At 68.3% G+C, this 13,488-nt stretch carries 14 protein-coding genes; 2 read left to right on the plus strand and 12 right to left on the minus strand.

Annotation, left to right across the window (positions count from 1 at the left end):
• The 4 genes from G154_RS27185 to rimP all read right to left on the minus strand — a co-directional run.
• The coding region (locus G154_RS27185) for a translation initiation factor IF-2 N-terminal domain-containing protein (protein WP_237742525.1) at positions 1-343 on the minus strand (343 nt) is incomplete at its 3' end.
• Between the two features lie 102 nt (positions 344-445).
• On the minus strand, positions 446-769 hold the full coding sequence (locus tag G154_RS26105) for a YlxR family protein (protein ID WP_081650065.1): 324 nt from the start codon (positions 767-769) through the stop codon (positions 446-448).
• A gap of 67 nt (positions 770-836) precedes the next feature.
• Positions 837-1,859, minus strand: a complete 1,023-nt coding sequence (gene nusA, locus G154_RS20120) for a transcription termination factor NusA (protein ID WP_019512039.1) — start codon at positions 1,857-1,859, stop codon at positions 837-839.
• Positions 1,856-2,398 (minus strand): ribosome maturation factor RimP, encoded by a 543-nt coding sequence (gene rimP, locus G154_RS20125; RefSeq protein WP_019512038.1) that lies wholly within the window; start codon positions 2,396-2,398, stop codon positions 1,856-1,858. The genes nusA and rimP overlap by 4 nt, the downstream gene beginning before the upstream one ends.
• Positions 2,399-2,533: 135 nt before the next feature.
• On the opposite strand from rimP, the gene G154_RS20130 reads away from it, so the two are divergent.
• On the plus strand, positions 2,534-3,064 hold the full coding sequence (locus tag G154_RS20130; protein ID WP_023985611.1) for a hypothetical protein: 531 nt from the start codon (positions 2,534-2,536) through the stop codon (positions 3,062-3,064).
• A complete protein-coding gene (locus tag G154_RS20135; RefSeq protein ID WP_019512036.1) occupies positions 3,061-3,555 on the plus strand; it encodes a ferritin-like domain-containing protein in 495 nt (164 codons plus the stop codon). Before G154_RS20130 ends, G154_RS20135 begins: the two co-directional genes overlap by 4 nt.
• Positions 3,556-3,590: 35 nt before the next feature.
• Here G154_RS20135 and G154_RS20140 read toward each other — a convergent pair whose 3' ends face one another.
• From G154_RS20140 to G154_RS20175, 8 genes are all read right to left on the minus strand, one after another.
• Positions 3,591-5,357 carry a proline--tRNA ligase gene (locus G154_RS20140; protein ID WP_019512035.1) on the minus strand — a complete coding sequence of 589 codons (1,767 nt, stop codon included), beginning with the start codon at positions 5,355-5,357 and terminating at the stop codon, positions 3,591-3,593.
• Between the two features lie 78 nt (positions 5,358-5,435).
• Positions 5,436-6,110: a VOC family protein gene (locus G154_RS20145; RefSeq protein WP_019512034.1), complete on the minus strand. Its 675-nt coding sequence runs from the start codon at positions 6,108-6,110 to the stop codon at positions 5,436-5,438.
• Between the two features lie 206 nt (positions 6,111-6,316).
• Positions 6,317-7,807 carry an MFS transporter gene (locus G154_RS20150; protein WP_019512033.1) on the minus strand — a complete coding sequence of 497 codons (1,491 nt, stop codon included), beginning with the start codon at positions 7,805-7,807 and terminating at the stop codon, positions 6,317-6,319.
• Positions 7,808-7,933: 126 nt separating this feature from the next.
• Entirely contained in the window at positions 7,934-9,160 is a 1,227-nt protein-coding gene (cobA, locus tag G154_RS20155) for a uroporphyrinogen-III C-methyltransferase (protein ID WP_019512032.1), read from the minus strand.
• A gap of 19 nt (positions 9,161-9,179) precedes the next feature.
• Complete coding sequence (locus tag G154_RS20160; protein ID WP_019512031.1) at positions 9,180-10,538, minus strand: cobyrinate a,c-diamide synthase; 1,359 nt, start codon at positions 10,536-10,538, stop codon at positions 9,180-9,182.
• A complete protein-coding gene (gene cobO, locus G154_RS20165; RefSeq protein ID WP_023985609.1) occupies positions 10,532-11,146 on the minus strand; it encodes a cob(I)yrinic acid a,c-diamide adenosyltransferase in 615 nt (204 codons plus the stop codon). Before cobO ends, G154_RS20160 begins: the two co-directional genes overlap by 7 nt.
• 19 nt (positions 11,147-11,165) lie before the next feature.
• Positions 11,166-13,019 (minus strand): magnesium chelatase subunit D family protein, encoded by a 1,854-nt coding sequence (locus tag G154_RS20170; protein ID WP_019512029.1) that lies wholly within the window; start codon positions 13,017-13,019, stop codon positions 11,166-11,168.
• A complete protein-coding gene (locus G154_RS20175) occupies positions 13,016-13,480 on the minus strand; it encodes a GNAT family N-acetyltransferase (RefSeq protein WP_019512028.1) in 465 nt (154 codons plus the stop codon). The genes G154_RS20170 and G154_RS20175 overlap by 4 nt, the downstream gene beginning before the upstream one ends.
• Positions 13,481-13,488 lie beyond the last annotated feature (8 nt).

Raw genomic sequence — 13,488 nt, forward strand, 5'->3', positions numbered from 1 at the left:
GCGACAGTGAACGGTTGCGGGACTTCGCCGAACTTCCGTTTGGCGATGCCGTAGAGCATCCGGGTGAACAGTCGGGCGCCTGCGGCGCGGGCTTCGGTCCGGGCTTGGGGCCGCCGGACGGTGCCGCGGGCTTGCCGGGCGCTTTGGGAGCGGGCGCATCGCCGGCCGCCGGCTTGCCGCCGCCGAACGATTCCCGCAGACGGCGGGCCACGGGGGCCTCGACCGTCGATGATGCGGATTTGACGAACTCGCCCTGATCACTCAGACGGGCGAGAACTTCCTTACTGGTGACACCGAGTTCCTTCGCCAACTCGTGCACACGGGCCTTACCTGGGGCTGCCACTACTTCTCCTCGTTTGGAGGCGACAGCGGTGGGATAGGCCGCGCCTCGGGTTTAGCTATGACGCATGGTCATCGGGACTTCACGGTGTGCTCATGTTCTTCGCTACCTGTTCTCTGACTGGTGGAAAAGTTCTTCCACCACGGTGGTGTCCGGCGAACCGGAGATGCGCAACGCTCGGCCGATTGCTCGCCGGCGGAGTGCAACGTCCAGACACTGCGGATCGGGATGCAACCACGCACCCCGCCCCGGCAGATTACCCGCTGTATCCACAGTCACGGCGCAAGCGCCGGGCCTGTCGGAAACGGTGGACAGTCTGACCAGATCGACGGCCAACGCTCGCTTCCGACAACCCACACACGTACGCACCGGTCCCGCAGGATCTCGATGCGCACGAGGCTGGCCTGCCGGAGTCTCACGCTGGATCACGGTTCAGTCTACCGTTCCGGGGCGTCCAGACTTCAATCGCGTCTCACTACGCCCCGAGCCGGCTTCCCTACGTGGCGTGTTCTGCGCCGTCGGCATCGGGCGCGGCGGCCGAATCGCTGCGGATATCGATGCGCCATCCGGTCAGCCGAGCGGCGAGCCTGGCGTTCTGCCCCTCCTTGCCGATGGCCAGTGACAGCTGGAAATCGGGCACCACGACACGCGCGGCGCGGGCGTTCTCGTCGATGACGGTGACCGAGACCACCTTGGCCGGCGACAGCGCGTTGGCGACGAACCGGGCCGGATCCTCGTCGAAGTCGATGATGTCGATCTTCTCCCCCGACAGCTCGCTCATCACATTGCGCACGCGCTGGCCCATCGGGCCGATGCAGGCGCCCTTGGCGTTGAGTCCCGAGACCCTGGAGGTGACCGCGATCTTGGACCGGTGACCGGCCTCCCTTGCCACGGCCACGATGTCCACCGAACCGTCGGCGATCTCGGGAACTTCGAGGGCGAACAGCTTGCGCACCAGGTTCGGATGGGTGCGCGAGAGCTCGATCTTCGGTTCACGGGCGCCACGCGTCACGCCGATGACGTAGCAGCGCAACCGGTCGCCGTGTTGGTAACCCTCACCGGGCACCTGCTCGGCGGGACGGATCATTCCGTCGGAGCCCTTGGCCTCGGTCCCCACCCGCACCACCACGTTGCCGCGGGTGTTCTCACGCGCATCACGCTGGACGACGCCGGCGACGATATCGCCCTCGTGGGCGGAGAATTCGCCGTACATCTTCTCGTTCTCGGCATCGCGCAACCGCTGCAAGATCACCTGGCGAGCCGTGGTGGCCGCGATGCGACCGAAACCTTCTGGGGTGTCATCCCATTCGCTGATCAGGTTGCCGTCGGCGTCGGTCTCCCTCGCCATCACCTTGACCACACCGGTCTTGCGGTCGACGTCGATACGCGCGTCGGCCTCGTGACCCTCGGTGTGCCGATAAGCGGTCAGCAACGCCGATTTGATGGTGTCCACCACGATATCGACCGAGATACCTTTGTCCGCCTCGATGGCATGTAATGCCGCCATGTCGATATTCACGACCCGGCCCCCTCTTCTGACTGTTCGACCAACTCCAACTCACGTCGATTTGGCGTCGAAAACTCTACTTGCACAATTGCTTTGACGATCTCGTCGACGGCCACCGGCCGCAGGACGAGATTCTTGCCTTCGGCGACCACCAAGGCGACCATCCCGTCGCGGGTGGCACCGATGCGCCCGGTGACCACCGACCCGTCCACAAGGGTCACACCGACCTTGCGTCCCTTCGCCCGGCGGAAGTGTTTCTCCTCGGTCAATGGGCGGTCCACACCCCGGGACGTGACCTCGAGCACGTACGGATCGAAACCGCGATCCGCCTCGTCCAACGCGGCCGAGGCGAGCCGGGACAGTTCGGCCACCGCGTCCAGATCCAGCGGCGCATCTCCGTCGGCGACCACGGTGATGCTCGGCGGCCGGGCGGCCGTGATCGTGACATCTTCGATTTCGTAACCCGCGCGCGAGAACTCACCGGTGAGGAGTTCGATCACCTGCTCACGCGACGGAAGGCGCGCAGACCGCAGCGGGTCATCCGTTGCCACGGCGAGCTCCTCATCTTGAGTTGTGCGGACAACCTCCGACCGGCACGGCCGGAGAATCAACTACCAAACGATACGCCAGCCGTGACGCGACAATCACCAAACGAGCGGCCCGACCCAACATGGCAGGATGTGGGCGTGCCGAGCGCCCTGCCCATCCTGAGTCGGCGTCGCCTGCTGATCGGTGCCCTGCCGGCCGGCGTCGCGCTGGCCCTACTCGGCTCCGCCGCCGCGTGCGCGCCCGCACCGCCGCCCGCCGACCTCGACGACCTGCAGACCGGATTCGACCGGGCTCGCTCCGACAGCGAGTTGGCCGGTGACGCGGCGACGGCGCTGACCGGACCGTCGCGCCAGTCGCAGGTCGCCGCGCTGACCTCGATCGCCGCCGAGCGTTCGGCCCACGCCGACGCGCTGGCCGCCGAGATCACCAGGCTGACCGCGGGCGAGGGCCCGACGACGGCGACCAGCACGACCCCGACCACGACGGCGCCTGACCCGGCGACGGCCCCCACCGTCGCCAAGGTCGTCGAGGAACTCCGCGGTTCCGCCGAACAGGCCGCTCGCGCTGCCGAAGGACTCTCCGGCTATCGCGCCGGACTGTTCGGTTCCATCTCCGCGGCGTGCACCGCGGCGTACCTGGTGGCGCTCGGCGGAGACGAGAAACCATGACAGCTCCGAACACGGCACCCGAGCCGACCCCGGACCCGGACCGCCCGGAGGATGGCGCCGCCGCGGCGTGGTTCGACGCCGTCGCGACCGAGCACGGCGCCATCTACGGCTACGGCATCGTGTCGGCGCACTCCACGCCTGATGACAACTGGCTGGTCGCTGAGGCGATGGCCCAGCACCGGCAACGCCGCGAGGAGGCGCTGGAGATCCTGGCGGGCCGTCGGATCACCGCACCGCTACCGGCACCCGGCTATCAGCTGCCGACTGAGGTCGCCGATCCCGGCGACGCCGCCGAGCTGGCCGTCCGCATGGAGGCCGATACGGCCACCGCGTGGCGGGCCGTGCTGGAACAGGCAGAAGATCCGCAGGACCGCACCTTCGCGCTCACCGCGATGACGCAGGCCGCGGTGCTTGCCGCCCGGTGGCGCAGCATCCTGGGGGTGCCACCGGTGACGGTGGCCTTCCCTGGCGGTTCCGAACAGGCCGGTTAGCCGTTCAGGGCTCAGGCCCGACTCTCGCTCAGCGCTCAGGCCCGACTCGCGCTCAGCGCGGCGGCAACCTCGGCGGCCGCGCCGGCGACAACGAGCTCACGGGCCTCACCGCTGAACCGGTTACGCAGTTCGACCACGCCGTCGGCCCAGCCCCGACCGACCACCACGATCCAGGGCATGCCGAGCAGTTCGGCATCCTTGAACTTGACCCCGGGCGATGAGGTTCGGTCGTCGAGGAGCACCTCCAAGCCCAGCCCGGATAGTTCGGCGGCCAGTTCTTCGGCCCCGGAACGCGCACCGGCGTCCTTGTTGGCGATCACGACATGCACGTCGAAGGGCGCGACCGAGGCCGGCCAGCGTAGCCCGATATCGTCGTGCTGCTGCTCGGCGATGACGGCGACCAGTCGAGATACCCCGATGCCGTAGGACCCCATGGTGAGGCGCACCGGTTTGCCGTTCTCACCGAGCACATCGGCATTGAACGCATCGGCGTACTTACGGCCGAGCTGGAAGATATGGCCGATCTCGATACCGCGGGCCGAGGTCAGCACACCAGCGCCGTCCGGGGACGGATCGCCGTCGCGCACATCGGCGGCCTCGATGGTGCCGTCCGGGGTGAAATCACGACCCGTGACCAGCCCCACCACGTGCTTGTTGGGCTCATCGGCACCGGTGATCCAGGATGTGCCGAACACCACCCTGGGATCGACCAGATACCGGATCCCGTTGTCCAGCAATGCTTTCGGACCCACGTATCCCTTAACCAGGAACGGGTTGGCGGCGAAATCGGCGTCGTCGAGCAGGGCGAACTCGGCGGGCTCCAACGCCGCGCCGAGTCGCTTCTCGTCGACCTCTCGGTCACCGGGCACTCCGATGCCGAGCAATTCCCACTCGCCGCCGGGCTGGCGGGTCTTGAGCAGGACGTTCTTCAGGGTGTCGGCAGCGGTGACGGCGCGGTCACCGAACTGCGGCAGCCCGGCCGAATTCGCCCAGTCGACCAGGGTCGCGATGGTCGGGGCGTCGGGGGTGTCGTACACCTGCGCGGGCGGCTGCCCCTCGATGGGCAGCGCTTCCGGCGCCCGGGTGATGACGGCTTCCACGTTGGCGGCATAGCCCGATTCGACGCATCGCACGAAGGTGTCCTCGCCGACCTCGCTCTCGGCGAGGAACTCCTCTGACGCGCTGCCGCCCATGGCTCCGGACACCGCCGAGACGATCACATAGTCGATCCCGAGCCGGTTGAAGATGCGCTGGTAGGCCTCGCGGTGGTGGTGATAGGCGGTCTTGAGGCCGTCGTCGTCGAGATCGAAGGAGTACGAGTCCTTCATGACGAATTCACGGCCGCGCAGGATGCCTGCGCGGGGGCGGGCCTCGTCGCGGTACTTGGTCTGGATCTGGTAGAGCAGGACGGGAAGATCCTTGTATGAGGAGTACTCCCCCTTGACCATCAGGGTGAAGAGTTCCTCGTGGGTCGGGCCCAGCAGATAGTCGTTGTTGCGACGGTCCTGGAGGCGGAACAAGGTGTCGCCGTACTCGGTCCAGCGATTGGTGGTTTCGTAGGGGGCGCGCGGCAGCAGTGCGGGCAGCAGGATCTCCTGGCCACCGATGGCGTTCATCTCACTGCGCACCACGTTCTCGATCTTGCGCAGCACCCGCAGACCCAGCGGCAACCAGCTGTAGATGCCCGGTCCGACGGCCCGCACATAGCCCGCGCGGATCAGCAGCTTGTGGCTGGGAACTTCGGCGTCGGCAGGGTCGTCGCGCAGGGTACGCAGGAACAGCTCGGACATACGGGTGATCACGAGCGGTCAGCCTAGTCGGGCGACGTAGGAGCCCGACAATTCAGCCTCGTGGGCGACGTAGGAGCACGACAATCCGATTCAGTCGCGGCCCTGCCAGGTGCAGATGCAGGCCTCGTTACCCTCGGCGTCGGCGAGCACCCAGAACGCCGGTGCGGCGGCATCCGAGACCAGCCGCCCGCCCGCGGCCAGCGCCGCCTCGATGCGCGCGGCGGCGCGCTCGGGCGCGACGTCGATGTCGAGGTGAATCCGGTTACGTTGCGGGCGCGGCGAATCCATCTGCTGGAACCAGATCGTCGGTCCGCGCCCCAACGGGTCGATAAGCGCCCCCGCCGGCAGGTCGGTCGCGTCCGGGAGGTCGACGTAGCCGGTGATCGCCCGCCAGAACGGGCGCACCGACGCGATGTCGAGCGCGTCGACGGCGATTTCGAAGACTTGTGGCGTTATCTCCGCATCACCGGGCACCGTGGCCCACCCCGCGTCCGACAGGGCGCCGGTGATCCGGCCGGCCAGACTCAGATCATGGTCGGTGATCGTCCCCGTCGACCGGTCCTGCAGTCGCAGCACCACCCGGTCGTCACACAATTCGACGCGGAGATGTCCGGTGACGGCGTCCGCATCGGCGGCGTTCACGGCGGCATCGGCGACGTGCACGGCGGTGCGGAGCGAGTCGACGGTTACGTGCGTGATCAGCGTTCCGAGGATCAGGCGCCAGCCGAGCAAATCGACCGCGGTACTGATGTCCTGACGCCGCATGCCTGCCTCTGCTCCGATGGATGCGGAGTTATCCACAAGATTCGTCCACAGGTGTGGAGAAATTACACGCTTGTGTTTTCGGCGCGCGACAGCTGAAGCGACCGGCTCCCATCGGCGGTGTACCCATCAGCCGATGCAACCAAACAACACAGATGAAAATTTCTCGACCGGTCCCGATCCGGGGGTCTGCTCGACGGGTCGGGCGCTCAGTTCTCCAGCTCGCCGGCATCGATGGCGTCCTTGACCTCCTGGGCGTGCGCCACCTCCTCCGCGCTGTAACGGATGAACAGTGCGGCGGCACCCACCACCACGGCGACCGCGGCGACCCACAGCAGACCGTAGGTGTATCCCTGGTCCAGCGCGTGGTGCTGCGCCTCGTTCATGTTCTTGACCGGTCCCGTGGTTCCGCCCAGGTACAGGGTGCGTGAGGTGATGACGGCCTGGATGACCGCCAGCACCACGGGGCCACCGAGGTTCTGCAGCATCAGCGCGATGGCCGACACCGGTCCGATCTCGTCGAGGCCCACACCGGCGATGGCCGAGACCGTCAGCGGCACGACGATCATGCCGATACCGAATCCACCAATGGTGATCGGCAGCACGAGGTTGGGGAAGTACGGAATGTCGCCGTTGAGCGTCGAGCCGTAGATCATCGCGGCGAGCACCAGCACGCCACCGGCGATCACCAGCCATCGCGGCGCGAAGCGCGACACCAGCTGAGAGGACAGGCCCAGACCGATCCCGAGTGCGATCACGAACGGGATGAAACCGATACCGGCGCGCAACGCGCTGTAGCCCATAATGTCCTGGACATAGAGCCCGATGAGCACGGTCAGGGTGAACATCACGCCGCCCGCCAGGAAGACCGCGGCGAAGGTGGCGACGCGGTTGCGGTCACGGAACAGCGAGAACGGCACCACCGGGTTCTCCGCGGTGCGTTCGGCGTAGAGGAATGCCAATCCGAAGATTCCGGCGCCGGCCAAGGACGCCAGCGTCAGCGGCGAGGCCCAGCCCTTCTCCGGTCCCATCGAGAACCCGAATACGGCCGCGGTGCAGGTCAGGGTCGCCAGGATGGCACCCGCGGCGTCGAGTTTCATCGGGGCGCGATCGGTCTCACGCAGATGCGTGCGGGCCAGATACAGCATCACCAGGCCGATCGGCACGTTGACCAGGAATGCCCAGCGCCAGGAGACCTCGGTCAGGGCTCCGCCGACCACCAGGCCCATCACCGAGCCGATACCGGTCATGGCGGCGAAGACGGCCGTCGCGCTGTTGCGGGCGGGCCCCTTGGGGAATGTCGTGGCGATCAGCGCCAAACCGGTGGGCGAGGCGATCGCCGCACCCACACCCTGCAATAGGCGGGCGATGACCAGGGTGGCCTCATCCCAGGCCACACCGCAGAGCACCGAGGCGATGGTGAACAGGGTGACACCCACGATGAAGGTGCGCTTGCGGCCGATCGTGTCGCCGAGGCGGCCGCCCAGCAACATCAGACCACCGAAGGTCAGGACATACGCGGTGATGACCCAGCTACGACCGGCATCGGAAAGCCCGAGCTCGTCCTGGATCTTAGGAAGCGCGACGATGGCCACGGTGCTGTCCATCGTGGCCAACAGCTGCATACCGCCGATGGCGATGACGGCGGCGATGAAGTTCCAGGACGGCAGGAACGCCGGTGACTTGCCGTTTTGCTGCATATCCCCTCGGCCTACATGCACTGGCAGGGCCCGGTCGCTGCCACCTGCGCCGTCTCGGCTGGATTTGCGGCCAGCGTCGTTGAGAGCAGTCATACCGGGTTACCTTACAGTAATCTTAAGAATCCTTTAACTGCCGAACGCCGCCACAGCCCCGATGACGATGATGGCGGGCGGTCGAATCCCCTCCGAACGTACCTTTTCGGCAACGTCGGTCAGGGTCGCCCGGACCGTCCGTTGCGCCGCCGTCGTCCCATGCTGGACCACCATCACCGGCGTATCCGCAGGTCTGCCGCCCGACAGCAGCGCCTGAGCGAAGAGTTCGATCCGCTCGACGGCCATCAGCAGCACGATGGTTCCTGACATCGCGGCCAGCGCATCCCAATTCACTAACGATTCGGGGTGCCCCGGCGCAACATGCCCGCTGACCACGACGAACTCGTGGGTGATGTGCCGATGCGTCACCGGCACACCGGCCAGAGCCGGCACCCCGATGGCGCTGGTCACACCGGGTACCACGGTCACCGGTACACCTGCTTCCGCGCACGCGATCACCTCCTCGTACCCACGCGCGAAGACGAACGGGTCGCCGCCCTTGAGCCGCACGACGAACTTGCCCGCCTTCGCACGGTCGATCAGCACATCGTTGATGGCCTCCTGGGCCATCGCGCGCCCGTACGGGATCTTGGCGGCGTCGATCACCTCGACATGGGGCGGCAGCTCGGCCAGCAGCTCGGGCGGAGCGAGCCGGTCCGCGACGACGACATCGGCATTGGCCAGCAGTCGCCGGCCGCGCACCGTGATCAACTCCGGGTCCCCCGGCCCGCCGCCGACGAGGGCAACCCCCTCGTGCACGGTCACACCCTCGGCACCGGTGTTGCGCTCCCGGTCACTGATGAGCCCCTGCTGCAGCGCCTCGTGGATGGCCGAGCGGATGGCCGCCGACCGGCGGTGCTCGCCGCTGGCCAGCACCCCCACCGACAACCCCTCGTATTCGAAGGAGGCGGGCGTGACCGCCGTGCCCTCCCGGGCGACGTCGGCGCGCACGCAGAAGATCCGCCGCCGATCGGCGCCGGCGACGATCGCGGCGTTGACTTCCGGGTCGTCGGTGGCGGCGAGGGCATACCAGGCGCCGTCGAGGTCTTCGTCACGGAACGCCCGAAGGGTCACGGTGACGGTCGCCGACGAGTCGCCGAAGGCTTCCACCGCCGGGGTGGCCGCCAGGGTGATGACGTGGACATCCGCGCCGGCGGCGACCAGAAGCGGCAGCCGGCGCTGCGCCACGGTGCCGCCGCCGACCACGACGACTTTGCGGCCCTCCAGACGCAGACCGACAAGGTAGGCGTTGTCTGTCACTGGGCTCCTCGGGTGCGCGTCACCCGCCGAGCTTAAAGGTTGCCGCCGCGGTGACGAAGCGCGAGCACGCCTTCGGGTGCCCGGCCGGATGCGTGTGCAGATACCCCGCATGCACCCCGGCGTGCACCGCACCGTCCCGGCCGCCGGTCCCCGCGAACCCCCACGCGGGCTCGTAGTCTGTAGCGAAAGTCACTGCGGTCCGGTGGAACTCATGCCCGCTGACCCGCTCGCCCGCGATGTGCATGGACGAATCGGCCACCGCGACGGCATCCCGATAGCCCAGTGTGAGCCGCTCGGTGAACGATGCCGAACCGGCGAGTACGCCACACATCGGCGCCCCGTCCAGATCGTCCATCAGATAGGTCAGGCCGGCGCACTCGGCATGCACGGGGCCGCCCGCGGCCGCCAGCGTCCGAATCTCGGAGCGCACGGCCGTATTGGCCGACAACTCGGTGGTGAACTGTTCGGGAAACCCGCCGGGGATCACCACACCCGCGGTGCCCGCGGGCAGCAGATCGGTGAGCGGGTCGAAGTCGACGACATCTGCCCCGGCGGCGGTCAACAGTTCGCGATGTTCGGCGTAGCCGAAGCTGAAGGCACGTCCGGCGGCCAGGGCGATGGTGACCGACTCCCCGGCGCGGTGTTCGGGCTCCGGGCTCCAGGCGGGAGCCTGCACGCGGGCCGTGGCCGCCCCGGCCAGCGCGGCCACGTCGACGTGCTGGGCGACCAGATCGGTCATCGCCGCGACCGCACGCTGAGCCAGCGCACCGAATTCGACGGCCGTCACCAATCCGAGGTGGCGGGAAGGCACCTCAAGCTCGGCCGACCGCGGGATCGCCCCGAACACCGGCACCCCGGCCTGTTCACAGCCCTGGCGCAACACCTGTTCATGACGCGCCGAACCGACCCGGTTCAGGATCACCCCGGCCAGCCGGATCGAGCTGTCGAACGTCGAGAAACCGTGCAGCAGTGCGCCGATGCTGTGGGCCTGCCCGCGGGCGTCCACGACCAGCACCACCGGCGCGCCGAGCAGGGCGGCCACGTGCGCGGTGGAGCCCTGGGCCGGGCCGGTGTGGTGTGCACTGATGCGCCCGTCGAACAACCCCATCACACCTTCGACGACGGCGATATCGGCGGCCGCGGTGCCGTGCCGGTAGAGCGGTCCGATCAGGTTCTCGCCCACCAGGACGGGATCCAGGTTGCGCCCCGGCACACCGGCGGCCAGCGCGTGGTAGCCGGGGTCGATGAAGTCCGGGCCGACCTTGAACGGCGCCACCCGTCGTCCGGCACGCCGCAGCGCACCCATCAGACCCGTTGCGATCGTGGTCTTTCCGCTGCCCGACGACGGCGCGGCGATGACGATCGCGGGAGCTACCACTCGATGCCCCGCTGCCCCTTGCGGCCCGCATCCATCGGATGCTTCACCTTGGTCATCTCGGTGACCAGGTCGGCGGCGTCGATGAGCGCCTGCGGCGCATCGCGACCGGTGATCACCACGTGTTGGCGGCCCGGCCGGTCGGCCAGGGTCGCGATCACCTCGTCGACATCGATCCAGCCCCATTTGAGCGGATAGGTGAACTCGTCGAGGACGTAGAAGTCGTGCTGTCCGGCGGCGATTCGGCGGCTGATCTCGGCCCAGCCGTCGCGCGCGGTCTCGGCGTGATCCACCTCGGATCCCTGCTTACGCGTCCACGACCAGCCCGAGCCCATCTTGTGCCATTGCACGGGCCCGCCGGCGCCGTGCTCGTCGTGCAGCCGGCCGAGCTCCCGAAAGACGCTCTCCTCGCCCACTTTCCACTTCGCGCTCTTGACGAACTGAAAAACCCCGATGTCGAAACCCTGATTCCACGCGCGCAAGGCCATCCCGAACGCCGCGGTCGACTTCCCCTTGCCCGGCCCGGTGTGCACCGCCAGCAGCGGCGCATTGCGCCGGGCCTTGGTGGTCAGTCCGTCATCGGGCACGGTAAGCGGTTGTCCCTGTGGCATCGGGTCTCCTCGGTTGTTCTCAGGCCGCAGTCTTGACCAGCGAGGTCAGTTCACCGGCCTGCAGGTGCGCGAGCCGGACCGCCGGGGCCTCCAGCTGGCGTGCCAGCTCCTCGGCCAAACCCAGCCGCACGAACGATGTCTCGCAGTCCACCACGACCGCGGCGGCCCCCTCGGCCAGCAACATCCGCGCCGCCGTCCTGGTCCGGCCCAACGGGTCCGGTCCCCCGGTCGCCCGCCCGTCGGTGAGCACCACTACAAGGGGTCGGCGCGCACGGTCGCGTGCCTTCTCGCGCACCACCACGTCACGCGCGGCCAGCAGGCCTTGCGCCAGTGGGGTTTTGCCACCGGTGTCGAACCGGGCCAACCGGCGGCCGGCGATGTACACCGAGGAGGTCGGCGGCAGCAGCAGATCGGCCTGCTGGCCGCGGAAGGTGATCACCGCGACCTTGTCACGCCGCTGATAGGCGTCCCGCAACAACGACAGGGCAGCCCCACCGACCGCCGACATCCGGTCGCGCGCCGCCATCGAACCGGAGGCGTCCACGACGAAGATCACCAGATTGCCTTCGCGGCCCTCGCGGATGGCGCGCCGCACATCCTCGGGTTGGACCTGCGGCCTGCCGGGTCGGCGCTGGTTGTTGACCGCCGCGAGCAAGGTCGCGAAGACGTGTGTGCCGTGTCCCTCGCCCGCCACCTCGGTCGACCCGACGGTGCTGCCGGTGCGGTTGCGGGCCTTGGACCGTCTGCCCGGTGCCCCTTCGCCGACACCGGGGACCACCAGGGCGCGGGTGCGGAACGTCGACGATGGTGGTGCGCTGGACCGGGTCGGCGGAGCGGCAGCCTGGGGCTGCTCGCCGCGATCCGACGAATCGGCCTGTGCGGCCGACCCTTCGGTGGGGGCATCCGATCCCCCGCCGCCACCCGGCGGCTCGGGCTCGGGCTCGGGCTCCTCGGGGGCCTCGGCGGTCTGCGAGAGCGCATCGTCCAGCCGCTCGGGATCCAGGCCGGGATCATCGAACGGGTCGCGGCGGCGGCGATGCGGCAGCGCCAGCTCCGCGGCGACCCGAATGTCTTCTTCCTCCACGACCGTGCTTCCACGCCAGGCGGCGTGGGCAACCGCGGTGCGCGCCAGCACCAGGTCGGCCCGCATCCCGTCCACGTCGAATGCCGCGCACAGCGCCGCAATGCGTCGTAACTCGTTGTCCCCCAGCACCACCCCGGCGAGTGCCGCACGTGCGGTGGCGATGCGGCCGGCCAACTCGGCATCGGCCTCGGCGTAACCGGCGGCAAAGCCGTCCGGGTCGGCCTCGTAGGCCAGTCGCGATCGGATCACCTCGACGCGGGTATCGACATCGCGGGAGGCCGCCACATCGACGGTGAGGCCGAATCGGTCCAGCAGCTGCGGGCGCAGCTCGCCCTCCTCGGGGTTCATCGTGCCGATCAGGACGAACCGGGCGTCATGGGAGTGCGAGACACCATCACGTTCGATGTGCACCCGGCCCATCGCGGCGGCGTCCAGCAGGACGTCGACCAGATGGTCGTGCAACAGGTTGACCTCATCGACGTAGAGCACCCCGCCGTGGGCGCGCGCCAGCAGTCCCGGTGAGAAGGCGTGCTCACCTTCGCGGAGCACCTTCTGCAGATCCAGCGACCCGACGACACGGTCCTCGGTGGCCCCGATCGGCAGTTCGACCAACCGCGCGTCCTCGTCGACATGAGCGAGCACCGCCGCCAGCGCGCGCACGGCGGTCGATTTCGCGGTGCCCTTCTCGCCGCGGATCAGCACTCCCCCGATATCGGGGCGCACCGCGCACAGCACCAGGGCCAGCCGCAGCCGGTCGTGGCCGATCAGCGCGCTGAACGGATATGTCACGAGGCACCGCCCGACGCGGGGCGCACCATCGCGATGTGCGGAATGCCGTCCTCGATGAATTCCTCACCCTCACGGATGAACCCGTGCGCGGCGTACATATCCTGCAGGTAGGTCTGCGCGTCGATCCGGCACGCATAGGTTCCCACCTCGGCGAGCGCGGCCTGCATCAGCCGGGAGGTGTGCCCGCGGCCTCGGTCGGTCCGTTTGGTGCACACCCGGCCGATGCGGAAGACCTTCTCCCCGCCGGGGTGCTCCTCCATCAATCGCAGCGTCGAAATCACCTGTCCGTCTTCACCTTCCAACCAGAAGTGCCGGGTCTCGGCAAGCAGGTCGCGACCGTCGAGTTCCGGGTAGGGACAGGCCTGTTCGACGACGAAGACCTCGACACGCAGCTTGAGCAGTTCGTAGAGGGTGGCGGCGTCGAGATCCTTGGCCCAGTTGCGGCGCAGCGCGACGGTCATGGTGGGGT

Origin of the sequence: Mycobacterium sp. VKM Ac-1816D (assembly GCF_000416385.1) — a bacterium.
GTDB lineage: Bacteria > Actinomycetota > Actinomycetes > Mycobacteriales > Mycobacteriaceae > Mycobacterium > Mycobacterium neoaurum_A.